This is a genomic window from Mangrovibacter sp. MFB070 (assembly GCF_000705335.1).
In the GTDB taxonomy this organism is placed as follows: domain Bacteria; phylum Pseudomonadota; class Gammaproteobacteria; order Enterobacterales; family Enterobacteriaceae; genus Mangrovibacter; species Mangrovibacter plantisponsor.
In genome coordinates, this window is record NZ_JJMI01000042.1 from 22,280 (window position 1) to 47,275 (window position 24,996).

General features: G+C 52.5%; 23 protein-coding genes. All 23 read right to left on the minus strand.

The window, feature by feature from the left end; translation table 11 throughout:
- Nucleotide 1 precedes the first annotated feature (1 nt).
- The 23 genes from DT73_RS19645 to tssM all read right to left on the minus strand — a co-directional run bounded on the left by DT73_RS19645 (nucleotide 2) and on the right by tssM (nucleotide 24,996).
- Nucleotides 2-1,429 (minus strand): serine/threonine-protein kinase, encoded by a 1,428-nt coding sequence (locus tag DT73_RS19645; RefSeq protein ID WP_036113813.1) that lies wholly within the window; start codon nucleotides 1,427-1,429, stop codon nucleotides 2-4.
- Between the two features lie 32 nt (nucleotides 1,430-1,461).
- On the minus strand, nucleotides 1,462-4,095 hold the full coding sequence (tssH, locus tag DT73_RS19650; protein WP_036113816.1) for a type VI secretion system ATPase TssH: 2,634 nt from the start codon (nucleotides 4,093-4,095) through the stop codon (nucleotides 1,462-1,464).
- 74 nt (nucleotides 4,096-4,169) lie between these two features.
- Nucleotides 4,170-5,234 (minus strand): type VI secretion system baseplate subunit TssG, encoded by a 1,065-nt coding sequence (tssG, locus tag DT73_RS19655; protein ID WP_036113819.1) that lies wholly within the window; start codon nucleotides 5,232-5,234, stop codon nucleotides 4,170-4,172.
- Nucleotides 5,231-7,102, minus strand: coding sequence for a type VI secretion system baseplate subunit TssF (gene tssF / locus DT73_RS19660; RefSeq protein WP_036113821.1), 1,872 nt, complete (start codon nucleotides 7,100-7,102; stop codon nucleotides 5,231-5,233). The genes tssG and tssF overlap by 4 nt, the downstream gene beginning before the upstream one ends.
- A 2-nt stretch (nucleotides 7,103-7,104) precedes the next feature.
- Nucleotides 7,105-7,677 carry a type VI secretion system baseplate subunit TssE gene (tssE, locus tag DT73_RS19665; RefSeq protein ID WP_036113825.1) on the minus strand — a complete coding sequence of 191 codons (573 nt, stop codon included), beginning with the start codon at nucleotides 7,675-7,677 and terminating at the stop codon, nucleotides 7,105-7,107.
- The gene (locus tag DT73_RS19670) at nucleotides 7,670-8,494 is read right to left on the minus strand and encodes a type VI secretion system accessory protein TagJ (RefSeq protein WP_036113828.1); all 825 of its coding nucleotides are present in this window, start codon (nucleotides 8,492-8,494) and stop codon (nucleotides 7,670-7,672) included. Before DT73_RS19670 ends, tssE begins: the two co-directional genes overlap by 8 nt.
- A 23-nt stretch (nucleotides 8,495-8,517) precedes the next feature.
- Nucleotides 8,518-9,495, minus strand: coding sequence for a hypothetical protein (locus DT73_RS19675; protein ID WP_036113829.1), 978 nt, complete (start codon nucleotides 9,493-9,495; stop codon nucleotides 8,518-8,520).
- 21 nt (nucleotides 9,496-9,516) lie between these two features.
- Nucleotides 9,517-10,311 carry a PP2C family serine/threonine-protein phosphatase gene (locus DT73_RS19680; protein WP_036113834.1) on the minus strand — a complete coding sequence of 265 codons (795 nt, stop codon included), beginning with the start codon at nucleotides 10,309-10,311 and terminating at the stop codon, nucleotides 9,517-9,519.
- Nucleotides 10,308-12,260: a type VI secretion system-associated FHA domain protein TagH gene (gene tagH / locus DT73_RS19685; protein ID WP_036113837.1), complete on the minus strand. Its 1,953-nt coding sequence runs from the start codon at nucleotides 12,258-12,260 to the stop codon at nucleotides 10,308-10,310. Before tagH ends, DT73_RS19680 begins: the two co-directional genes overlap by 4 nt.
- 165 nt (nucleotides 12,261-12,425) lie before the next feature.
- The gene (locus DT73_RS19690) at nucleotides 12,426-12,782 is read right to left on the minus strand and encodes a T6SS amidase immunity protein Tai4 family protein (RefSeq protein ID WP_036113840.1); all 357 of its coding nucleotides are present in this window, start codon (nucleotides 12,780-12,782) and stop codon (nucleotides 12,426-12,428) included.
- Between the two features lie 92 nt (nucleotides 12,783-12,874).
- Nucleotides 12,875-13,237: a hypothetical protein gene (locus DT73_RS19695; protein WP_051691485.1), complete on the minus strand. Its 363-nt coding sequence runs from the start codon at nucleotides 13,235-13,237 to the stop codon at nucleotides 12,875-12,877.
- Nucleotides 13,238-13,264: 27 nt separating this feature from the next.
- Nucleotides 13,265-13,660 (minus strand): lysozyme inhibitor LprI family protein, encoded by a 396-nt coding sequence (locus DT73_RS19700; protein ID WP_036113843.1) that lies wholly within the window; start codon nucleotides 13,658-13,660, stop codon nucleotides 13,265-13,267.
- Between the two features lie 75 nt (nucleotides 13,661-13,735).
- Nucleotides 13,736-14,116: a hypothetical protein gene (locus tag DT73_RS19705; protein WP_036113848.1), complete on the minus strand. Its 381-nt coding sequence runs from the start codon at nucleotides 14,114-14,116 to the stop codon at nucleotides 13,736-13,738.
- A gap of 194 nt (nucleotides 14,117-14,310) precedes the next feature.
- Nucleotides 14,311-14,982, minus strand: coding sequence for a hypothetical protein (locus tag DT73_RS19710; protein ID WP_152552553.1), 672 nt, complete (start codon nucleotides 14,980-14,982; stop codon nucleotides 14,311-14,313).
- 41 nt (nucleotides 14,983-15,023) lie between these two features.
- Nucleotides 15,024-15,389, minus strand: a complete 366-nt coding sequence (locus DT73_RS19715; RefSeq protein WP_036113857.1) for a T6SS amidase immunity protein Tai4 family protein — start codon at nucleotides 15,387-15,389, stop codon at nucleotides 15,024-15,026.
- A gap of 102 nt (nucleotides 15,390-15,491) precedes the next feature.
- The gene (locus DT73_RS19720) at nucleotides 15,492-15,974 is read right to left on the minus strand and encodes a type VI secretion system tube protein Hcp (protein ID WP_036113859.1); all 483 of its coding nucleotides are present in this window, start codon (nucleotides 15,972-15,974) and stop codon (nucleotides 15,492-15,494) included.
- A gap of 526 nt (nucleotides 15,975-16,500) precedes the next feature.
- Nucleotides 16,501-16,995 carry a T6SS effector amidase Tae4 family protein gene (locus DT73_RS19730; protein WP_036113865.1) on the minus strand — a complete coding sequence of 165 codons (495 nt, stop codon included), beginning with the start codon at nucleotides 16,993-16,995 and terminating at the stop codon, nucleotides 16,501-16,503.
- Nucleotides 16,996-17,004: 9 nt separating this feature from the next.
- Nucleotides 17,005-17,415, minus strand: coding sequence for a Rap1a/Tai family immunity protein (locus DT73_RS26850; protein WP_235234554.1), 411 nt, complete (start codon nucleotides 17,413-17,415; stop codon nucleotides 17,005-17,007).
- A gap of 86 nt (nucleotides 17,416-17,501) precedes the next feature.
- Nucleotides 17,502-18,998 (minus strand): type VI secretion system contractile sheath large subunit, encoded by a 1,497-nt coding sequence (tssC, locus tag DT73_RS19740; RefSeq protein ID WP_036113868.1) that lies wholly within the window; start codon nucleotides 18,996-18,998, stop codon nucleotides 17,502-17,504.
- A gap of 3 nt (nucleotides 18,999-19,001) precedes the next feature.
- A complete protein-coding gene (gene tssB / locus DT73_RS19745) occupies nucleotides 19,002-19,526 on the minus strand; it encodes a type VI secretion system contractile sheath small subunit (protein ID WP_036113871.1) in 525 nt (174 codons plus the stop codon).
- Nucleotides 19,527-19,600: 74 nt separating this feature from the next.
- Nucleotides 19,601-20,632, minus strand: coding sequence for a type VI secretion system protein TssA (gene tssA / locus DT73_RS19750; protein ID WP_036113875.1), 1,032 nt, complete (start codon nucleotides 20,630-20,632; stop codon nucleotides 19,601-19,603).
- A gap of 10 nt (nucleotides 20,633-20,642) precedes the next feature.
- Complete coding sequence (tagF, locus tag DT73_RS19755; RefSeq protein WP_036113878.1) at nucleotides 20,643-21,353, minus strand: type VI secretion system-associated protein TagF; 711 nt, start codon at nucleotides 21,351-21,353, stop codon at nucleotides 20,643-20,645.
- A gap of 16 nt (nucleotides 21,354-21,369) precedes the next feature.
- Nucleotides 21,370-24,996 carry a type VI secretion system membrane subunit TssM gene (gene tssM / locus DT73_RS19760; protein WP_036113882.1) on the minus strand — a complete coding sequence of 1,209 codons (3,627 nt, stop codon included), beginning with the start codon at nucleotides 24,994-24,996 and terminating at the stop codon, nucleotides 21,370-21,372.

The following is a 24,996-nucleotide window of genomic DNA, read 5'->3' on the forward strand; positions in this document are numbered from 1 at the left end:
CTCAGGATTGCGGGTTGATAAACCAGGTGCCGGGGCGGTCAACGGTAATGTTTTCATTACGCGCATCGCCGTGGCCGGTCACTTTTAGTTCGTACTGCCCGGCTGGCAGTTGCAGTGAAGCGAAACCATTGCTGGCAGGGACAACCGCTTGTTGCTTGCCATTCAACGTCAACTGGTCGCCTTCGCGCATACGCACATAAACCAGGGCAACAGGCTCTGCGTTGGTGGCAACCGGCGCAGTTGTTGTTGCCGGGGCTGACGGTGTGTTAGCCGCCACCGCCGCGTTATTATCACTGGCAGTATCTGCCGGAGTTGCCGGTGTGGGGGCTTCGCTGGCGGTTGGCACAGATTCAGAACCACCACCATGGAATAACACGCCACCCAGCGCAATACCGACCAGCACCCCGGCGGCAACCAGGCCCGGCACCATAAAGCGTTTCAGCCCGGCAGGTTTCTGGGGTTCTTCTTCGGTTTCTACCGGCACCAGCATAGTGCCCGGGCGGTTAACCTGCGCGACATCATCAATACCGGCTACCGCGGTTTCCACCAGCGCCGCAAAGGCATCAACAGATTGCGGGCGGTCTTCCATTTTCAGCGCCAGCGCCTGGTCAATCGCGTTCAGCAACGCCGGTGAATAGCCCTGCGGGCGGCGTTTCATTAGTGGCTGGTAGTTATCTTCAATGCTACGCACCACGCTGACTGGCGGCGGTGCGCCCACAACCAGGGTATGCAACACGGCACCCAGTGCGTAGATATCCGTCCACGGACCTTGTTCGCTGTCGTTGTCATCGGTGTATTGTTCGATGGGCGCGAAACCGGGGCGCAACATGGTTTCGGTTTCATCGGAAATATTGCCGATACTGCGCCGGGCAGAGCCGAAGTCCAGCAATACTGGCAGGCCGTTGTCCTGAATCTGGATGTTATCCAGGGAAATATCCCGGTGCAGGTAACCTTCCTGATGGATGGTTTTCACTGCGCCCAGCAGCATGGGCAGCATGCGGCGGATCCAGGTTTCATCGATACGTTCCGGGTGCTGTTCGCGCAGGCGGGACAAGGTGGTGCCGCTATAAAATGCGGTACCCATATATGCCGTATCGTTATGCACCCAGAAACGCAGCACATGCAGCAGGTTCGGGTGGTTAAAGCGGGCCAGCAGGCGCGCTTCCTGAATAAAGCTGTTCAGCCCGGCGGTAAAAGCTTTGCCGAAGCGTTCGCTACGCAGCACCAGGCGCATATCGTCGTTGCGCACCGCCAGCGACGATGGCATGAACTCTTTAATGGCGATAGTGCGTTCCAGTTGATGATCCCAGGCGCGATAGACAATGCCAAACCCGCCACCACCAATGACTTCCTTAATTTCAAACTCATTGAAACGGTATCCAACGGGGAGTGCGTTAGATACAGTCCGATTGTTTTCGTATTCCGACATAATGGGAAAACTCGCTTCCTGTGGTAATGGCGTTACGCCTCAAACTGACACTGAAATTCGCCCTGTTCAACCGTGATACGCAACCGCCGGAATTGTTCATCCCGCGCACTGGCGCTCAGTAAAAGGGTACTCATTTGCGGCAGTAGCGTGTTAGTGAGAATGGCATCAACCATGCGCCCGCCAGACTCCACTTCTGTACAGCGTTGAACGATTTGGGTGATAACGCTATCGTCCACGTCTGAAATAATGCCATGGTTTTCTTCCAGGCGGCGCTGAATACGGCGCAATTGCAGACGGACAATTTCTGCCAGCATAGTATCACTAAGTGGGTAATAAGGTACGACCAGCAAGCGCCCCAGTAAAGCAGGCGGGAAAACTTGCAGTAACGGCTGGCGCAGCGCACCACTCAGGGCTTCGGGGTCTGGCATCAAATCCGGGTCAGCACACATGGCGCTGATTAAATCCGTCCCCACGTTGGAGGTCAGAATAATAATGGTGTTGCGGAAATCAATATGCCGCCCTTCACCATCTTCCATCCACCCTTTATCAAATACCTGGAAGAAAATTTCGTGCACATCCGGGTGTGCTTTTTCGATTTCGTCCAGTAACACCACGCTGTAAGGGCGGCGGCGCACTGCTTCTGTCAGCACACCACCTTCACCATAGCCAACATACCCCGGAGGCGCGCCTTTCAGGGTGGAAACGGTGTGTGCTTCCTGGAATTCACTCATATTGATGGTAATGATGTTCTGTTCACCACCGTATAAAGATTCCGCCAGTGCCAGCGCGGTTTCGGTTTTCCCGACACCAGACGGGCCACACAGCATGAAGACACCAACGGATTTGTTCGGGTCGTCCAGCCGGGCTCGCGTGGTGCGCACCCGGCGGGCAATCATTTCCAGGCCATGGCGCTGGCCAATCACACGCTGGTTGAGTGTATCGGCCAGTTGCAGCACTGCGTCAATTTCGTTTTTCACCATGCGTCCCAGCGGGATACCAGTCCAGTCGGAAACGACAGCAGCAACCACATTGGCATCTACAGCGGCAAACAGTAACGGAGCATCGCCCTGTAATTCACGCAGTTGTTGCTGGCGTTCGCTGAGTTGCTGATTAATGCCTGATGCCCGGTCATCATCGGCCTCTGGCGTTTCTGGCAATGCGTGGCGCTCGGCACGTAACGCAATAATATCATCCACCAGCGTGCGTTCCTGCTCCCAACGCGCAGTCAGGGTTTCACGCAGGGCTTCTTCACGGGCTTTGTCTGCTTCCAGGGTTACCACCCGGGTGCTGTCACCCAGGCCAATGCGCCCTTCGCGGTGGGCAATTTCCAGTGCCACTTCAATGGCTTCCAGGCGATGCAGGCAGTCTTCCAGTTGCGGCGGTGGAGCACTCTGGCTGACTGCCACACGGGCACAGGCGGTATCCAGCAGGGCAACGGCTTTATCAGGCAACTGGCGTGCCGGGATATAGCGGTGAGAGAGTTTCACTGCGGCAGCCACGGCTTCATCCAGCAGTAATACATGGTGGTGTTTTTCCAGCGGGGAAACCGTGCTGCGCAGCATTAACAGCGCTTTTTCTTCATCCGGTTCATGTACTTGTACAGTCTGGAAACGGCGGGTAAGCGCCGGGTCTTTCTCAATGTATTTTTTGTATTCCGCCCAGGTGGTGGCACCAATGGTGCGCAGTTGGCCACGCGCCAGCGCCGGTTTCATCAGGTTGGCGGCATCGCCAGTTCCCTGCTGCCCACCAGCGCCAATCAGGGTGTGGATTTCATCAATAAACAGGATGATGGGTTCCGGGCTGGACTGGACTTCGTTGATCAGGCTCTGCAGGCGGGCTTCGAATTCGCCTTTCATACCAGCACCAGCCTGCAGTAAACCGATATCCAGCAGCCAGAGCTGTACCGCCTGTAAAGGTGCCGGGACATCACCTTGTGCAATCCGGCAGGCCAGGCCTTCAACAACCGCCGTTTTACCCACCCCGGCTTCACCAGTGAGCAGTGGGTTGTTCTGGCGGCGACGCATCAGGATATCCACCATCTGGCGAATTTCTTCATCGCGGCCAACCACCGGGTCGATTTTGCCGTCACGGGCTTTTTCCGTGAGGTTCTGGCCATATTGCACCAGGGCGCTTTGCTGGCTACCCGGGGCCGCCTGTTCGCTTTGTGGTGCGCTGGCAACCTGCTGGGTTTCTTTGCTGTTGGCAAAAATCGTGTCGAACTGGTCAATAAGCTGGTCGGCGTTCAGGCGGGTAAACTGGCCGGAAATCCCTTTAAGTACATTGGCAAGGTTCCAGGTTTTCAACAGGCCAATCAGCAAATGCCCGCCGCGAATGCGCCCGGCACCAAAAGTGAGGGAGGCATATACCCAGGCGCGCTCAACTGCTGTGTCCACATGTTCCGACAAATCAGAAATCGCGGTTGCGCCACGGGGCAGGCTGTCCAGTGCGGCCACTATGTCGCGCGCCAGAGCCGCTTCGTCGAGGTCGAAGTGGCGAACCAACTGTTGTAAGTCGCCGTCCTGCTGCTGCATTAACTGATGCAGCCAGTGTGCAAGTTCAACGTAGGGGTTGCCGCGCAACTTACAAAAGGCGGTTGCGCTCTCCAGCGCGGTAAATAACAGCGTATCCAGTTTGCCGAACAAAACGGCGCGGCTGATCTCTGACATGATTATTCCTGTTGACGGTTGGCACCTGGTGCCTGAAATACAGTGTTGTTATTGTTGTAAACCCAACGCGTGTGTTAGCTGTGTTCTGGCTCAGGCATAAACACCAGATCATGGCGGTCGGGTTTTTCCGGGCGCTCGCCCAGCCAGGCGCTGTACCCCAGGCGGTTATTGCCGCCCAGCGTCGCACCCGTTGCCTCGGCACCTTTAAGAATAAGGCGCACATCCCAGGCGTAGTCCGTTCCCAGGTACTGGCGCACCCAGTCACGTAATTCGGTTACTTCTCGCTCGCCTGGCAGAAAACGCTGGTAGTCCTGCAGGCTTAACGGGCCAATTTCGAGGCGGAATTTATGCTGCACATCGCGCACGGCAATACCCACAAAGGTGGATTCCCCCAGGCGCGGCGCCCGCCGCCCCTGGCCACCCAGCCGGGTTTGGTCTCGCTGGTCTATCGGCATCCAGTGCGGAATATTGCCACGCACCCGTACCGGTACCTGGAAATAGTGGCGCAGCATTTTTTCCAGCCCTTCGGCATCGCGACCACTGCGTGTCAGGTGGCCGGCCAGCCCAAACCGGGCATGTTCGCTCAGGCTTCCCCGGTGGCGCTGCCCGGGCAACCCCATGCCAGTGAGGCAGGCCAGGTATTCTTCGAAACGGCGGTTATCCGGCCGGTCCAGCGAAACGGTGGGTTGCGCATCGGCCCAGGCACGGAAAAACAGCAGGCTCAGGCGGTGATGAAACAGGTCAGCAAACGCGCTCAGTGAGTCGTCCTGGTGGTGATAGATACGTTCACGCACGTATTCTGTCATGTGCACCGGTAACGGGCCGTTGGGGCCAAATAACCCGAAACTGAAAATCGAAACTTCGTGTAAATCGCGGCCTTCGAGTTCTTTTACCGTTGCCAGCGTGGAGGGCGCAAATGCCATTGAAGGTTGTTGAGCAACCCGTAAGGCATCAAAACGGGGTAACGGCGCACGCCCCAGGGGATAACGCCCTCCGCCCTGGGCATCAACCCGGCGCAGTAATTGAAACAGGTCATAGCGCCAGGGTGCGGCCATAACAGCCGGCCAGAAGTTATCTGCCAGGCGGGTTACCCGCTTAACAGTGGGTAGCCGGGTTTCAGGTGTTGAGGTCTCGCTCATATCAGTGCCCGTTTCCCCATGCGTGGCCCCCACCAGCCAATTTCACCGCGTTGCTGGCTGGTCAGTGTCACTTCCGTAAAACTGTTGATTGCCACCAGGCGGGAGAACACACGCTCGAGCACACTGCCGAGCAGCCAGGGGCTGAACCCGGAGAAATCCTGTTCATCCACTTGCAGGTCAATGGCGATACCCCGGGCGAAAACAATCGGGCCGGGTTCTGGTACCCGGCGGTGTACCGGGCGCAACTGGCAGCGGCGCAGGCCATCTATCTGGCGGGCGACAGGCACTTCCGCCAGGTTGCCATACAGCCCGAGCAACTGGCGCAGGGCTTCAGCCCCTTCGCCGTTTTCGCTGTCCATCAGGCTGAGGTAGTTCATTTGCAGATGGCTGATAAGCCGCCAGGTGGCAACCCCTTCGGCCAGCGCCGGGCGCGGCGGAGTGGGGCCTTTAAGCAAAGAGATACCGGCAACGGGTAGCGAATCCGGCATCACAAACTCGCCCAAATCTTGTTGCAGCATCAGCGGTAAATCCCGGCTGGTGCACAGCACTTCTGCTGTCAGGTGGCTCAGGCTGTCGGACCAGGGCGCATGGCTTTCATCTACCAGTGAAACAAACACTTCGGAACCGACATAGCCAGTACGGGTGCCGTAACGCAGGGCATGTTCTGAAAGCGCGCGTTGTTCACGGCGCAGGGAGAAGTAAGTGCCATAGTTGCCGTGGTCACCACTGAATGATTGCCAGAACGGGCGGAATAGCTGCTCTTCCCGGCGATCAGAACGTGAGCCATAGATATTTTTTACCGCATAGATTTCGTAATCCAGCGGGCGAACATTATCAACAACCAGGTGGTATTCGCCCTGGCTGTCCTGAATTTTTTGCCGCTCGGCATATTTGGGGAACAGGTTAATGACCGGTGTGCAGTGCAGGGCAAGGTACGCTTTATCTACTATGCGCTCCAGTGCACTGTCGGCTTTATCCAGCAAAATAACGATATCAAAGGCACTGGCACCGGCGCTTTTCGCCAGCAGGCTGTGCAACTGGCTGACAGCAATAAACTGGCAACGCGCCGGGAATGCGAAATATTCCTGTAGCAGGCGGTAGCCATCGAAGTTTCGCAGGTCATCGGGCAGCATAGCCTGTTCCGGCGCGAACCCTTCCTGGGTCAGGGCATCATCGCCCAGCACAATACGTTGCGGTGATGGCGCCACAGTCTGGCAAAACAGGCCCACAGAGTGCTGCATCACCAGTTCAAGTAATTTCTGCGCTTCAATGTCCGGGCCACTGAGGAAAAAGTCCAGCCGGTCGAAGTTCAGGTTTTCCAGGGTATTTTTGCCATTGCAGCTAATGCGAATGCGCAGTGCGCTGGCGGCGCCCCGTTGGCTCAGCCCCATCGCCATCAGTGGTGCATCGGCCGGTACGCCACCCAGTTCCACATTGCTGATATGCAGTGGCAACAGCGTGACATCATGGGCAGTAGTCCAGGCACAGGTGACGCCATTTTTTTTCAGCGCCAGGCTGTCCATCATGGTGCCACGCGGTACGGTGAAGCCATCACTCAAGTCGCCTTTTTGCATATCTGGCTGGAGCTGGGCAATCGCCATAGAAGGCGTGGGAGCAAGGTAGTTTGGCGCGAACATTTCCAGCAAACGCTGAGAGAAACGCGGAAATTCCGCATCCATTTTTAGCTGGACGCGCGAGGTCAGAAAGGCAAAGCCTTCCATCAGGCGTTCGACGTAAGGGTCTGCGACTTCGATACCCCGCATCCCGAGCCGACCGGCCACTTTGGGATAGCGGCTGGCAAATTCTGCGCCCATTTCGCGCAGATACGCCAGCTCGCGGTTGTAATAGTCGAGAAGTTTACTGTCCATAATCAGCCTGCGTCTTTTAACTCAAAATGCCCGTTTTCCAGATCCACATCGGTGCGGAACAGGAACTCCAGCGGCCAGGGTACACACCACAACCGGCCTTTTATTTCGATGGACAAAACGTTGTGTGCATCCAGCGATTGCGGGTCAGACAAGCAGCGCACTTGCAGCCCCTGCGGAATAATGCGGGGCTCAAAAGCCAGAATAGCTTCGGTGAGTTTGCGCTGAATATCCTGCCATTCAATTTCCGACATCCGTTTCCCGGCCAGCGGGGCGATACCGAAATTCACAACCGAACGGCGAATATGGGCAAAATCGCGCAGATCATTCTGCGCTTCATTGTTGATGGTGTTGAACAGCCACTGTAAGTCGCGCAGCACGTTGCGCCGCAGTGTGCTGTGGGAAATCAGATTATGGCTGGCCGGTTCTTTTTGCTGGTCGGGCGCGTCATCTGTCAGCCGGTCCAGCAGGGATGGCTGCATTTTGTCGCGCGCGCCTGGCGCCTGCTTACTGGCTCTTTGGCGGTAGCCGGTGCGCAGCAGATCAGAAGGGTTAGTGTTCTGGTCGCGATTACTCATGGTCAGATTCGGAGCCAGCGAATGCCAGCGTTTCCAGTGTCAGCAAGGAATAGGCATCATCGGCATTGAGCAGCACTTTCTGCCCCTGGCCGAGACAAAACGCACCGTCTTCGTCCAGTGCTGCCCAGTGGGTTTCGCGCCCCAGCAGAAAACGGTCTTCTGTGCGGGCATCCACCGGGTAACGTGCCGGGATTTGGCAAACTTGCTCGCTGCCATCCACCAGGGTTATCCGCGCATGGCGCCACACCAGGTCGGTGACACTTGCCGGAGCCTGAAAAATGATTTCGCGAATGGCGCAAAATGGCGCCCAGAAGTAATGCCCGTTGACGATAAATTCGCACACCGGCCCCAGGCGGGCATCGCCATCCATCAGCCAGTCAAACGCCACGCTGTCCTCGTTAACCTGCAGCGTACCCGGGTTCAGCTCAGCGGCTTCCAGTGCCTGTTCGCGCAGTGCCAGAGCAGCAGCACTATCGCCAGCACTTTCCCGTGCCAGTGCGGCAACCAGGTGGTGAACCCAGGGCCAGGCTTCTTGCGGCATTCTGGGTGCGGTTTCACCGGCAAAAACCTGTGCGCGCGTTAACTCGCCTTCAATAGCCTGTTCCAGTAAGGTCACTGTGGGTTGTGCCTGGGGTTTCAGCGCCGCCCAGCTTTTCAGTTGGGTACGGGCTCGCTGCCAGTTGCCCGCCAGACAGAGCAACTGAACAAACGCTGCGCGCAGGTCCGCATCCGCAGGCCGGGATTTGATGTCACTTTCCAGGCGCGTCAGGGTTTCTGCCAGCGAGTCTCCGGCCATCTGTTGGTAGAGGGTGTGCATAATCATTCCTTGTGGTGGTTAGGTTACTTCAGCGTATGGTATGCGCCTGCTGCCGGGTCTTTGAGTTGCAGATGCACGGCTTCCACCAGTTGGATAGTCAGCGCGGTATTCGGCTCCAGGTATGGGCCCCATACTTTGCGCACTTCATCCAGGCGGGCTTTCAGTTTGTCGCCATCACTGGCCTGGTCACGCGGCATTTCTACCGCTACGGTGCCATCCACCTTCCAGCCGTTAATCCGCGGGACATACTGCATAATCAGCCAGCTTTGCGGTGAACGCTCGTCGCTCACCACCATGCGTTCGTTATTCACAGAGGCAATCAGCAATGTGTTGGTGTTGGCTGTTGGGTTAAGCCCGGCCACCGGGAAGCCGTGAACAAAGGTCATGGTGATAGTCTGGCTACCATTCTGGCCCTGTTGGGTAACTTTACCCCGGCCATTCAGCCAGCCACCTTTTTCACATTTCCCGTCGTCTTTTGCCGGAATAAACAAAGCCTGTGAGGCACTGTCACCCTGCCAGAAGGTACGCAGGCGGCAGCCATCTTTTAAGTTAAATTCAAACCAGGGGGTGCGGTCTGCCTGCGGCGAGAGGTCCTCTGCGCGTTGGTTATTAGCAGGAGGAATTGCCGCAGTAATAACCTGGGCCGCCGGAGCAATATCGACACGCCAGTCATGTTTTTTCTCGGCGGTACCGGTAGCCAGTTTATTGCCATCCGGTGCTGTCATTTCCCAGCGCAGGGTATTCAGTGTGCCACACTGGCTTTGCAGCAATTTGCCAACCTGTGGCAGGAACCCTTGCAGGATTTCCGGTTTTTTCTCGCCATTCGCGACAATACGCAGCGGTAATTCATTGGTACACCAACTTTTTGCTGTGTTGTCCTGGATGTTGTCTATCCAGACATCCAGTTTCAGAGACGGTGACTGAACAATCCGGTAATTTTCTGCCCACGCGCTGGACGATGCCGCCAACAACGCCAGTAAACCCGAAAGCCAATATTTCATATAAATCCTTGTTCGTTTCAATCAATCACGAAGGGGAAAAAATTGTGCGGCTTCTGCCAGTGTGTGGATCAGCGTGGTTTCTTGTGGCTGACCAACCCATACGGCTATCGCACTGTAATTATCCTGTGTATCGTCACTGGCTTCGCCATGTTTTCGCAGGCTTTGGTGCATCAGTGTCAGCCACTCTTGTGGCGTGTTCACCATTTGTAACGACTGCTGCATCTGTTCTTGTGTTACACCATGCCAAAAGCCATCAGTACACAGCAAAAAAGCATCGCCGTCTTCTACAGGAACCACATCGCTGTAACTGGCTTCCCGGCGTTCATCGCCCATCCCTAAGGCAAAATAGAGCAGGTTGCTGCTGACACCTTCTGTCTGGTGGCCGGCATCTTTTAACTGCTGGATCAGGCTGTGATCGGTAGTGACCTGGTATAAAAAGCCACGCCGGAACAAATACAGGCGGCTGTCACCCGCATGTGCCCAGTACGCCAGGTGGTAATCGCGGTCAATAAACAGGCTGACCAGCGTGGTGCCCATTTTACTGTTGTCCTGGTCGTTTTTCTGTTCGCTGCGAATCGCCTGGTTGGCGTTATTCACATACAGGCGAATGAACTGCGGGTTAAGGTGCTGCTCGCCATCAAACTCCGCCAGGATAGTATTACGGGCGATACGCGCGGCGACCTCGCCACCTGAGTTACCCGCAACACCATCACACACCAGAAAGCATGCCGCGCGCTCGCCAATCACCTCACCGGTTTGATCCTGGTTGCTTGTCCGCTCTCCTTGTTGGGAGAGCGATGCCATGGTGATATTCATTCTTCTTCTGATCCACTTTGTGAGTCTTTGTACTGGTTCACTTCCATGTCGTAAGCGTGCAGGAATGCTTCACCAAACAAGGTGTGGAAGTCATCTTCAATTTCCCCGGCAGTTTCGCCGTAGGTTTTCACAAAGTAATCCCACAAGGCGGCTTTACGGCTGCCGGGTAAACCAATGCGCGACACCACACCATCTTCCCGGGCCTGCTCTTCGAGCTGTTCCGGGTTAAACGACTGCAGCATAGCGGCAATAATGGCCCGGATACCGGAGATCATGCCCAGTTGGTGAGCCTGCAAGTCTATCAGGGCATCACGCACGGACTTACGCGGCGGCATAAAGCCCGGCATACGCGTGCCGAACATTTGCATTAACACCGTTTTACCGGATGGCAGCAGTTTGAACGGGTTGTTGGCGTCGTCCAGCACCATGGTCATATCGGCTTTGACACCGCGTTTGAGAATGGAGCGGGAAGAGAGCAGTGCCACCGTACCCTGCGAAAACATGCTCAGCATTTGCCCAAACTGGCGCATGTTTTCTTTGTCGAACTGCGGTACGGGTTGCATGTCGCCAAGGCCCATACCTTCCAGTAATGCAGCCAGTAACTCACCCTGCAATACATCGCCTTCACCCTGCTGGCTGGTGACCGGCGCAGATTTGTCGGCAGACGACGGTGAGGCAACCGGGTCGATACGCAGGCGGCCTTTAGGGGTCTGCACATGGGCGCGTTGCACAGTCTGCGGAGTGGGCAGGGTGATGCCTTCGTAGCCGCTGGTAGCTTGTGTTGCACTGGCTGGTATGGTTTCTTCTGCGGTTTCCTGTACCGGCGGCGGCGTTACTAGTATATCGGCTGGCGTGACAGTAGTGGCTGTCTCGTCTTCAGCAAACAAGGGTGAAGACGCCAGTGATGCCGTTTCAAACAGTGCAGAAACCGGGTTTTCGTTGTGTGTGGCCGCAGGTTCTGGTTCTGCTACCGAGGGTTTTGCGACCGGCGGCTCTGCTGCATGATGCCGCTCTGCTGGTGTTACTGCTTCCTGAGGTTGAGTGATGCTGTCTGGCGCCGTTAATGGCACTGCATTACCCATCATCAGGCCCAGTGGGTCATCGTGGTTACGTGCCGCGGGTGCGGCTTCGCTGGCACCGAATAAAGCCAGTGGGTCCAGTTCACTGTTACCAGGCGCAGGTTTATTTTCTGCGGTTTCCGGCTGAACCAGCGAAGACGGGGTATTGTCTTCAAAAATGCTGTCGCCACTGAACAGTGAAGACTCAGCGAATAAGTTATCAGTCTGCGGTTTTTTCTCGTTAAACAGCGGCTCGCTGGTATTGAACTGAGCGAGCGGGTCTTCCGGGTTACGCTCAACACTTTCTGGTTCAGCGAAGGGATTGTGGCCAGACTCCGTTGTGGTGTGCTCGCCTTTCCCACTAACCGGGCTGCTGGAAATGTTGTCGGAAATGGAGAATTCCTGCATCAGGCTGTCCCAGATTTCACTGGGAACCGCCGCTGTACCATCGGCGTTAACCGCTGATGGTTGCGCTGGCGCAGCAGGCACCGGGCGAACCGGCGCAGGTGCTGCCTTATGAGGAACGGCACTGGCGGCATGGTGTGCAGCAGGTTGTTGAGGCGCAGTCGGCTGCGCCCCCAGTGCCGTAACTTGCAGGCGGTATTCGTCAATGCCCAGAATATCGCCATCTTCGAGCTCGACCTGGCGGCCGCGATCCAGCGGAATATCATTCAGCAGTACGCGGGTGATGTTGCCACGGTTAGTAATGCGGCAGGTGCCCTCTGCTGTGATATGCACTATCGCCTGCAGGCGAGAAATGGTGCGCGTTTCATCTGGCAGAACCAGGTTGTTATCGGAACCGCGCCCAATGGTGCCGCCTGGCGGATAGAAATCGCAACTGGTCTGCGGCGGTTGTTGACCCGGTTTATTGGTGATTATCGTGAATCGCATAGCGTATTCCTGCCTGGGTATGATTAGCGCTCAAACGTTGCAGGTCTTTCGGTAAGGCCTGCAGCGTTTGGGGAGCGGAGGTAGAATATCAAAATGAAGTTGAGATTTGTCTCACTTTGTAAGATAAAACGTGCTGCCCAGATAGTGGGTAGAGTTTAATAACAATCAGTTTGCAAATGATTTATAGATTTTGACTGCACCAGTGCTATTGGCAATCAAAGTACAACGCAACACGTTATATTCACCCTTGACTGAACCAGATAAACTAATTTTTCCCTCTTCATTAATCAGTTTATCTGCATTATTAAATGCATCTACAGGTAACTGGCTGTACTCTAACCATACCGCCGCACTCTGGTTTGCATCCTGCTTCAGGCGTTCTGTCTCGGCAATTTTTGCGATGCAGCGATTTTCAATCCAGTGAATGAATATTTCCTGCTGCGAAAACGTTGATAAATTTGGCAAGGCGCTTCCTGCAGGCGATGTAAAAAGGATAAAAAACAAAAAACGATTAATTTTCATCAACCTTACCCAAATTTAATATTGCCAAATAGTAAGAGCTACTGACTATAGTTTTTTCAGGAGTATCAACTCTGTCTTTTTGGCACATACAATCAATTAATCACGCCCTTATCCTCTGAAATTAATTTACTACCATGGTAGACGGAGTAAACCCATGTTTCGAAGTCATCAGTAACCAGTGAATAAGTATAAGCACCATTTTTAAACTCATAGCCTCTGAAATCACAAGTTTCCGGGCAATTAATATTTATTTTTTTCCCTTTTAAAGTAATGCTCCGCCCTGTGGCTTTACTTTTTGATTCAATAGAAACGTTATCACACGAAACGTTGCCTTCAGCACAATGCCGCGTAATCAAAGCAGTGAATTTATTGCCGCTATATTGAACGGTGCTATCCGCGTAACATAATGAAGAGCACAACACCAATGCAGAACATGCTATAAGTATTTTTATCATTACTAAGTTTCACACTAAAAGGCTGCATTATTGATATGGCATTGCTGCCAGTTGTGTAACGCGCTCATTATCCATACGTGCCACACATTTACTCTCCAGCATGTTGTTAGCATTGGTACCTTCTTCAGCCAAAAAAGCTTCCAGCCTGCACTGCCCATCCCTGAATTTAAGCCATCCACGCTGGGAATCGAGTAATGTTTTAAGGTAGTTTTGAGCTAAGTTTTTATCTGCGGCGGAAGAGTTATTAACCCGTTTTTTTGCTGCTGAATACGCAGCGTTAAGGCTGGCTTCAGCCTGTTGCTTTGCTTTCAGAGTGCATTGCAGTATATCACTGCCAGATGTCTGGCTTGCACAACCGTCATCAGCATAGACTTTCATTGTTAATATCAACCACACAGCGAGAAACAATGTTATTGTTTTCATTCCACAACCAGCAGTAATTAAAAGAGATTACTTTAACGATATTAAATAGCGCTAATGGGAAAATTCTCTCTATATTTATTTATCTGATCTTTCCAAAATCAAGAATGTACCATCCACCCAATCCATAAATAATTTATCTTTATATATAGCCGGCTCAACAGATTCTCCAGTGTCCGAATTAGAGATATCACCTGAATGGCAAGTTATTTGATAACTATTAACTCGTGTATCGCCAGGAATATTGAAAGTATAATCAGAAAAATGAGAACCATCTGAATTACTCATAATACTGTCAACATAAGTAGATATTTTAACACTGGTGTTGTGATAATTCGGTTGCTTACAAGAACCGAATCCATCAATAGTAGAGGTTATTTTTTTATTTGAAAATACAATAACTTTACCAACCAGTCGGTTATCATCAATTTGATAATCAACTGTGCGTTCTGTGTTCATATTAATGAGAACATGCTCAACTTGCCAGGCATTGATGATTTGATCATTATCCGGTATATCGGCAAATGCTCCCCGAGAGAGAAAAAAAACTCACCAATAAAACTATATATAATGATTGGCTCAATTTACTCTCCATCATATATCAAACAACCAATAGCATATCAATATGTTGATCTATGATATATCATCATAACTCAGTTCAGTGGTTGAAGTTGACTAAGCAGAATAAACCCCTGATTTTTTCCAACAGAGTCTGGCTGGTTGGCATCATATTGCGCTGCTTTAATCCACTGTTGATTTACACGCTCCAAAGTCACAATAGCCATATCAGCAGTAATTATTGCTCCATTTTTAGCGCTAACATCTGGTTCCTGTTTAAAATGCGCATCAGTTATACCGGGTTTGAGTGTATAAGAAAGGCGATAAGGCCAGGCTTCACACCCTGCAGCATTTTCCAGTGTATTAATATCGAAGTGCTGGTCAGTACCAACAGTAAATTTGATCAGTTGCCCACTGTAGTAATGGTGGTCGCATTCCGTGTTCGATGACAAATGATTTATAACTGCGGTACCCGAACGTTCCAGGTGGCCTTCTTTGAACTTCAAAAAGTTTTCAGGAACCGGGCTAAAATAACGAGTTAACAGCGCTTCACTATTTTGCTTATCGAGGTTAACAATTTTTTCAGCCTGGTTGTTAGCACTTAAAACAAAATAGCGATAGTGTAGTTCAGGTGTATTGACTGTGCCGGTATCATTCCAGACTGGCAACCAATAGACCTGAAGCACCCCTTGTTTAAGGAGATGTTCTGCGTTAGCGATGGTGGAAAGACTAAGTAGCAGAACTGAAAATATCAGTCTCCTGACCATTTACGGATCCTAACCTGTAAACATCAAATTAAAGAAGCTGACTAATTATCCTGCACGCCTTTATATTTCAGGATGATATCTGATAACTCTTTACTATGATATAAATCAATGCATTTGGCAGCAATCATAGAAACGGCGGATTTATTTGGATAATCTTTTTTCAAATACTCTTTTGCTAATTCCCTTACTGCAGTGTGCGCTGATAAAGAGTAATCACCAAACTCCAAATATCCCCGGGCTGCTGCAGATGCATCATTTTTAACTTCCTGGAATGAGTAACCCATAGCAAGGCAAGCGCTGAGAGCATAGTTTTTCAAATATACTTCAGGGCTATAATCAACTCTGGCTATAGCAGGTGCAGACAAAAGCAAGCTTAGCAGAAATAGCTTCCCGATTTTAACAGCCATATTGAGTCTCAGTAGCCAGTAGGAAGAACTGCCTTGAAAATATCTGATTTGCCAAAATATGGTTAAAAGCGATCCCTTCCGGGATCGCCATCAACAACCCGCTTACGCTTCGCTGTTTTCTTTGATATTCCAGCCAACGGAGCTTTCAGCGCCTTTGCTACCGGAAGAAGTTTGTTCCCAGTACTGCTGTTTCACTTTACCAGCCTGGAATGCATAGGTAACACCAACGGTGTCGCCGTTATCAGCGCCAGTGTACTGAACAGAAGTTACCAGAACTTCTTCCAGAGTGATGCGTGCGTATTCCACCTGCTGACCACCTGCTTTACATACAGACAGTTCAACTTTAGTCAGGTGTTTACCATTCGCACAGTATTTCATGATAGCGGTTGCTGATTTGTCGATCAGGGCATTAACGTGCAGGTCGTTAAAGTTTACTTTACCGGCACCGCCGCCACCGCCAACGCTCATGTTACCCGGCTGAGAAGCACCCCAGGAGAAAGAAGTGATATCAGTCCAGCCAGAGTGATTAGAGTCTTTGGACTCACCCGTCACACCGTCGACTTTCAAAAACATATCAATAGCCATAATAATCTCTACTCTTTGATTGGTTAGTTTTGCTGGTTACAGCACTTAATATGGCAAACAGGAAATCATGGGGCTTCATAAAACCATCCATATTTTACCTCTGCCTCGGCACTGGTTTATTATCTGGAATAATAAACCAGTAAACTCATTGAAACTGCTTAGTTGCTTTTCTCAGCAAAAGCTGAGAATGTGTAAGATGATTTAGCACTATTCATTCAGATGACAGGTTAATGGCATGAAAAAAATAATACTCTGGTTTTTATTTACAATAACATTATTTATTAGCCTGATTGCTCTGCGCAACACTTTGCTGATGATCTATTACGCAGTAACGGCTCATATTACCGCCATTTACACTCTGGGGTTTATCATGGGTAATGCCATTTACACACTTTTTATATCAGCACTTTGTTTATATTTTTTCACATCCGCCATGAGAAATAAATAAAAAAGAGCGGGATATATTATTTTCGCCATCAAGTGGTATCATAGCCATAAGTGTACCACCAGAAGTTTTAAATTATTTCTAACTCAATTCCCAAAACCAAACTTCGCGACAGTTAATATAACAATCAGAATGACATTGGATCATATTATCATTTACTGGTTCAACAAGGTCAATATGGCCGCCACCATATCCTGTTATGGCATTAAAGAAAATAACACCTTTTCTCTTTTTTAAAGATTGCCCAGCCTTACGTATGTCAGTATATATCTCAGCAAGACCAAATGCGCTGTCTTTATTTAGCTGATCTGCCAAAAGCTTTGCTCCCGGCTCAATTCTCCTGCCTTTATAAGGTCCACTCTTAATCAACAACCGCCCTTGAAAATTCACACTGGTCTTTAATAAAGCAAGGCTCATTCGGATGGCGCAAGTATTTTGGTAAGCTGGGTTTTTACTCAATAAATCTTCTTCACTATAGCCCAACTCATTAAAAAGAGCTTCCCTTGAGATAAAGTCAGGACTTGATTCATTAGACGAATAGTGGTGTTTTTTCAATTGTGAATACAGGGGTTTCATTATTTTTCCTTATTTAGAGCAAGGCAGTCTTATTTCAAGTGCCTCTATAATCAATTTTGATGCTCTTTCTTTCAATCTTTCTTTTGGAAGATGCTGGAAAAATGAATAAATATTCTCACGCAGCGTATCTGGTAATGCCGCGGAGTAACTGCACCAGCGAGTCCCTTCAGAGGCATCTATAACCCCCAACAAATACATATTTGCTTTCATTCTTTCACGCTCATCATCTTTTGAAAGCCATGCCTGATAGAATTTATCTCCGCTCAGGTTAATGTCATTTCTCGACAACAGTGTCTGATCAGCTAAGAAATTAGCTGAGTTGTCCCGGCTATAGACCGGTTCTGATGACGCATGAAGATTCACAGAGAATAGCGCCGAATAAACAAGCAAAAATGCCACACTCACTTTTCGTCTGTTCATTAAACATCCTTATTATAAACAATGATCAGCAGTGAATAAGAGATTATCGGGCCAAAAATAACCTGGCCCGATACTTCAGCTATTACTTACGCATCATTGGTTTTCAGTGATGGCAGTTTGGAAACCAGACGCAGCGAAACAGTCAGGCCTTCCAGTTGGTAATGCGGGCGCAGGAAGAATTTCGCGGCGTAGTAGCCCGGGTTATCTTCAATTTCTTCCACCTGCACTTCTGCCGCGGCCAGCGGTTTGCGGGATTTGGTTTCCTGCGAGGAGTTCGCCGGGTCACCATCCACATAGTTCATCACCCAGCTGTTCAGCCAGCGTTCCATATCGTCGCGTTCGCGGAATGAACCAATTTTGTCGCGCACAATACATTTCAGGTAATGCGCAAAACGGCAGCAGGCGAACAGATACGGCAGGCGGGCGGCCAGACGGGCGTTCGCAGTTGCATCGGCATCGTGGTATTCCGCCGGTTTTTGCAGTGACTGAGCGCCAATAAAGGCCGCAAAGTCAGAGTTTTTGCGGTGAACCAGCGGCATAAAGCCGTTTTTCGCCAGTTCTGCTTCGCGGCGGTCGCTGATGGCGATTTCAGTGGGGCATTTCATATCCACACCGCCATCATCACTTGGGAAGGTATGGCAAGGCAGGTTTTCTACTGCACCACCAGATTCCACGCCGCGAATAGAGGTACACCAGCCAAATTCTTTAAATGAACGGTTGATGTTGGCCGCCATGGCGTAAGCGGCGTTGCTCCAGGTGTAACTGTCGTGGTTAGCGCCATCCACCTGTTCTTCGAAATCGAAGCTGTCCACCGGGTTAGTGCGCACACCGTAAGGCAGGCGGGACAGGAAGCGCGGCATGACCAGGCCCAGGTAGCGGGCATCTTCGGATTCACGCAGGCTGCGCCATGCAGCATATTCCGTGTTCTGGAAGATTTTGGTCAGGTCGCGCGGGTTAGCCAGTTCCTGCCAGGATTCCATTTGCATCACGCTCGGCGCAGAACCGGTAATGAACGGGCAGTGTGCTGCGGCACCAATACGCGCCATTTCGCTGAGCAGTTCAACATCCTGCGGGCTGTGGTCGAAGTAGTAATCGCCAACCAGGCAACCAAAAGGTTCGCCACCGAACTGGCCGTATTCTTCTTCGTAGATTTTTTTGAACACCGGGCTCTGGTCCCAACCCACGCCTTTGAAGCGTTTCAGGGTACGGCCCAGTTCCTGTTTGGAGACGCTCATAAAGCGGATTTTCAGCATCTCGTCGGTTTCGGTGTTGTTCACCAGGTAGCTCAGGCCACGCCAGGCGCTTTCCAGTTTCTGGAATTCGTCGTGGTGAATAATCTGGTTAACCTGTTCGGAAAGTTTTTCATCAATTTCCGCGATCAGCGCCTGAATGGTGCGGTAGGTATCGCTGGAAATGGTGACGGTATTTTCCAGCGCCTGTTGTGCCAGGGTTTTTACCGCGCTTTCTACTGCTTCACGCGCCTGGTCTGTTTTCGGGCGGAATTCTTTGCTCAGCAGCGCGCTGAATTCATCCTGGGTAAACGTCTGAGCGCTGTTTTGCTGTTGTTCAGTTTGGTTACTCATCGATTACTCCTCGTCACCTTTGGCGGTGTCTGCCGCTTTGGGTGCCTGGCTCAGGGATTGCAGTAATGTCGGGTCCTGCAGCACTTTCGCAATCAGGGCTTCCGCGCCATTTTTGCCATCCATGTAGGTCAGCAGGTTGGACAGTTGGGTGCGGGCTTCCAGTAATTTGTTCAGCGGTTCAACTTTGCGGGCAACGGCGTCTGGCAGGAAGTCATCCATGCTGTCGAAGGTCAGTTCGACATTCAGTTTGCCGTCACCAGTCAGCGTGTTGTCGACCTGGAACGCCACACGCGGTTTCAACGCTTTCATCCGTTCATCAAAATTATCGATATCAATTTCAAGGAACTTGCGTTCATCTACCGGGGCTAAAGGCTCGACAGGTTTACCGACTAAATCTGCCATCACGCCCATAACGAAAGGAAGCTGGATTTTGCGCTCCGCACCGTAGATTTCTACGTCGTACTCAATCTGTACGCGGGGTGCGCGGTTACGGGCAATAAACTTCTGCCCACTGTTACTCATTGCCATGGTGTTCTCCATCGAATATGCGCGGTGAAGGTGAGGCGACGGCGCTGTGCCTTCGCCACAAGAGGGTGCGCCGGTTAATCACGGCGCCCGAAAATATTTTCCAGTTGGTGGACACCATCGGGCGCGAGGTCGCGAATGATGTCCATAAAGTTCATTTCAATCAGCCGCTGTACGCGCTCAATCAGCAGCGGTGCCGGGTGGCTCGGTTCATACAGCAGGAAATACTGGCGCGCTTTTTCCAGCATCAGTTGTGCATCTTCACGCGTTGCCGGTTGAACACTGCGCCAGTCCACATTACGTGGTGCAGCCGCAGCGGGTTGTTGCTCATCAGATTCAGCCACTGTGTTGCCCTCCGTCTGGCTTTCGCCTGTCAGGCCGGGGATCAGGGTGGATAAATCCGTTGCATCGCAAGCCTGAGCCACCGTATTGACTGTTTTCAGCAGCACTTCCATTTCCGGCAGCGCGCTTTCGCCCAGTTGCTCGCTGAGCACTTCACGAATGGTGAGCAGGCGTTCACGAATATGCAGCAAGGCTTCAATGCCTGGCTGCCCGCCGCGTGCCAGTTCATCTACCAGGCGGGGACGCCCGCCGGGGTAATCCGGGCACTCGGCTTTGCTGCCATCCAGTAAACTACAGGCATCACGTAGCGAAAGTGTGTCGGCCGCGCTGCGCAGTAATGCGGCCTGGCGTACAGCAGTGGTAAGTTCGGAACCATCACCCAGTGCAGCCAGCGCGTTTAAGCGGTAAAACGGATCCCGTTCGCCGTATTCTTCCAGCAGGGGATACAGCGGCTCCCAGTAGAGCACCAGTACCTGTTGAATCAGCAGCAGGCCATCTGCATAACCTTGCAGGCCGCGTCGCCGGGTCCAGGCATGGATAAGCGCCATAATTACCCGCAGGTCTTTACTGCGTTCCAGCAGGCTGGTGGCCAGTTTCTCGACTTTGGTCCAGTCTGCCGGTTCTGCCGGAATGATGGTGTCGCCAAACTGTTGCTCTGCTTTCCCCTGGCTTGCCTGTTCCATTGCCTGGAAATCGGCATCGTACTCCAGGTTATCGCCACAAGGTTTGTCGGCGCTGACCGGGGCCAGAAAAGCGTCTATGTTCATGAATTACCTGTCAGTCAAACATGGGAGGATACAGCCCGTGGCGGCCAGGTTGAGCACCACCTGCAGGGTCAAACAGCATGGAAAATAACTGGCTGGTGAAATTGCCACTGTGTACATGGGTGTACAGCGGGTAGCCATCGCAGCGGTTTGTCCACCAAAAGCTGGTTTGCCGTTGTGGTTCAAAACATTCAGCAGCCTGGCGCCAGCTCAGTGCTGCGGGTGCATCGTCATAACCAATTACATCCAGAATGTCTGACTGGGCATCCCCGTCCGGCACCACTGGCGACGGAATGCTTAATATCGCCTGGTCAAGTTGCTCACCGGCAAAACCGTTTCTGACAGCGGTCATCAGGGTGCGGCCCAGTTGTTGGTACCAGGGCTCCGCCAGCGCCAGGCACTGGGGCGACCATTCGGCCGGGCTGAATGCGCTCAGGGCGCATACCGGATACTGCCGCCCAACACTGTCTCGCCCGGGGAGCAGGCAACCCAGTTGGATAACCTGGCTGCCCAGCATGGGCGGTACTGCAAAATTCCACACGGGTGCTTTATGGAATTCGCGCTTGGCACTGTGGGGCGGGTCATTCTGGTTTTGCCAGTTATGCAGGCCGACCTGGAACCAGTGCGACCACTGGCGTTGCAGCGCATCGGGAAAGCGGCGCTGCAAAAAGTCACCGGTGCTGGGCAATTTCCCAAACCAGCACGGTACAGGGTAGTTGCTCATTCAACATTCCTTGCGGTTAAGGGCATGAGAAGCCAGAAAGCTGGAACGGGTTACGAATGCTGTTTGGGGTGAACTCAAGCGTCACACTGTGCCCGTCAACAGTAAATGTTGCCTGGCGGCTCAGGCTGTTGCTGCCAGGGGACTGTTTCGCCCGGTCAAAGAACCGGTTCAGTGCCCATGGGCCGCTGCTTACCAGCGTGGATGTCGTGCCATTGGCGAGCCCCAGTTGCATGCGCACCTGGTTGGTGCCGCCGGTACCCGGCCAGCTCACCAGTTGTACCGCCTGTGGCCCGTGGCTGTAACGCAGCAGTTGCCCGTCTACATCCAGCGAAAGGGTCAGAATATCGTTATCCATACGGATGGTGCGTATCGTCACTTTGTAACCCGGTGTGGTTGCACCATTCGAGAAGAAAGCATCGCGAATGTATTGCGCCTGCTGGAAAGGCCGCAGGATAGCTTCACCGCCTGGCAGGGTTTTGCCATCAATGCCTGGGGTAAACCGCCAGCGCGCCTGGGTGGTATCGACCCGGTTTGTCAGGTTGTCCCGGAAGAAGGCATCCATTAAGCCAGTTCCCGGCGCAAACATACGCGCCAAATCATCCGGGGTGATATCCGCATGCGCACTGCGCACCAGCGGGTAGCGCCCGGCAACAGCCTGGCGGCAGAAGCTGCCAATTTCGACATTCAGGCGTTTGCGAATGTTGTCCATGTCGCGGCGCTGGGTATCTGAGCTTGCGCCCACCGCCATGCTGGTAAACATGTTATTGAGGCCACCAGGTAAGCGCCCGGCGCTGGCCTGCAGGCGGCTGATGGCATCGCCACCAGGTGCTGGCATGCCGCTATTTGCGGCGTCCTGCACGGCAGTCAGGTAACGGTACAAGTCATCAATCTGTTTGAGAAAATCATCAAACACGATGGCTTTGCCGCCTTTTTCCAGCGGCTGTGCCAGCTCAATGATTGGCGCATAGTGATCGGTAACTTGTTGTTCCGGTGTTTGTGCTGCGGCAATAGCACCGTTACTGGTTGCGCCAAATAAATTATTCAGTGAACTGCTGTTGTCATCCGCTGCGGCTTTTTTATCTTCCGGCGCATCACTCGCCCGGGAAAGCGTGAGCACTTTGCTCAGGTTCATGACTAACTGGCGTAACGGTGAATTGTTGCTGGATAACACGCGGGCCGTATTAATGCGGTGAGTCAGGTCTGCACTGTTATTCAGTTGGATATCTGCCAGGTAGTTATCCCAGGCCGCCATAAAATCACGCGCATAAAGCTGGCGCACGGCTTCATTAATGGCTTTTTGGTCTTCTTTCTGTGGTGCGCCAAGTACCCAGGCATCGTCTTCGTGTAGCGATGCAGTCACACTGGCGATTTGTTTCTCAAAGTGGTTCCAGTAGCCTTCCGGGGTATACAGGCCTGGTACGCCTTCGGTGATTGGCTTGCCTGTTTTGCGCGAGAACACCAGTTCACTTTGTGGCCCACCCAGAGTTGCCAGCGAGACCGGCTGCAAAGAGTCATCGTGCTCCAGTAAGCGTTTCAGGCGGCCATAAACCCTGACTGACAGCGGGTTTTGGTTAATCAGTTGCTGCTCGCGCTGGATGAGTTCGTCGTCTTTGGCGTAAGGCGAAGACTGAATCTGGCTTTCCAGCAGTTGGGTCAGGTGCCACTCCATTTGGTGCAGTTCATTCTGCGTAACATTGCGCGGCAAATTACGCGACAGGTTGAACATCACCCAGGCATGGAGGAACTTGCCATCGTAATGTTTCGGCTGGTACAGCATCTGGTAGGCTTTCAGCGCTTCATAGCTGTATTCCACATCACTGCCGTTGTCGTTACGTAACCAGGTGGTAATCCGTTGAGCGACTGCCGGCAATACCATTTCCTGCAACGCTTTTTGGTACAACGACTGGGTGGCATCGCTGACTTCGTTACCGCGATACAACCCCATCCGCCAGGTGATGCCCGGCGAGTTAATATCTACAGCATCGCTTTTCGGCAGGTTCTGCAGGCTGTTGAGGAATGGCAGGAGATCGAACAAATCGCTGCTGTCGCTGGTTTGTAACGCTTTACTCTGCGCCTGAACCCCTGGCACTTTCGCCTGCACTTCAGCCAAATAGCCTTTGTTGTTACCGTAGCTGGTGAGCCATAACCCGGCAAGTACCACCAGCACGGCTGCCAGTGCAGCATAGCCCGACCAGATAACCGCCCGGTTACGAATAGCCCACCAGCGGTTTTGCCCGGCAATCCCGGCTTCCTGGAAAATCACCCGTTGCAGCAAGTTTTTAATAAAGTAACTCTGGCCTTTGTTGCCAGGTATTGGCGCTTCTTTGCTGACACTGTCCCAGGCATCATTGGTCTGTTTCTTATCGCCGCCGCCGTTATCCTGCGGTAAGTTCAGGGCGCGCGCCAGGTCACCCATTACGCGGTCAAAAGGCAGGCCTTCCTGAGTACCACTGGCAAAGTAAATGCCGCGCGGAGAAAATTCGGTTTCGAAGTTGGAGCGGGCAAAAACGGTGCTCAGGTAATCAGCCAGCAGTGGGCGCAGTGCCGCAAACTCCTGCGGGAACAGGTAGCTTTCCGCGCGGGTTTGCGGGTCGCTTTCCTGTAGCATGATGTCGGGCAGCCCGGCATCAAGGCGTTGTTGCAACAGCGCATATTCTTGAGTAAATGCGCCCATCAGGTCGAAACTGGCCAGGCTTGATTGCGACCAGGGGAAGGTGAAGCCCCAGATTTGCTCACGCTGGGCTTTATCCAGCCCGGCAAAATAGGCACTGAACCCTTTAAGTAAATCCGCTTTGGTGACCATGACATACACCGGGAAGCGAATACCCAGTTGCTCATGGAGCTCTGCCAGGCGCTGGCGCAGGTTGGTTGCCTGCTGTTGCATTGCTTCCGGCGACAGTGTCAGCAAATCAGAAATGCTGATGGTCATGATGACGCCGTTGATGGGCTGGCGGCCACGGTATTTACGCAACAGCCCCATAAAACGCTGCCACTCGCTGGCATCCAGCGCTTGCTGGCTTTCGTGGGTTGAATAACGCCCGGCGGTATCCAGCAGGACGGCTTCGTTGGTAAACCACCAGTCACAGTTACGGGTGCCGCCTATGCCGCGCAGCGCCGTTTTCCCGAATTTGTCCGCCAGCGGAAATTGCAGGCCGGAGTTAACCAGCGCTGTGGTTTTCCCGGCACCCGGTGCGCCAATCATGACATACCAGGGCAGTTGGTACAGGTACTGCTGGCTGAAGCGCTGTAGCCACGGGTGACCATGTTGGCTGCGGCTGAAGTGCGCTTTTTTCAGGAACTGGGAGGCATCGTTAAAGCGTTCTGCCAGAACCTGTTCTTCATTGGTCAGGCGCTGGCGGTTTTCCGGTGCAGTGGTATCTTCACCAGCCGCATTCTTGTTGATGTTCTCCATCATTTTGCGGTTAAGCCATGCGTTATAAATCCGCGGAATGATATGGCTGTGGATCCACACCAGGTAGATAAGGCCAATACTGATCACCCGGTTTTGCACCGACTCCAGCGGGCGAGTATCCACAATGGAAAACAGGGGGCCAATCATCCAGATAACCGCCGCAAATGCAGTTACCCCAACAAAACCCCATAAAATGCGGTTAGTGAGTATGGAAAGGAGAACTCTCAACAT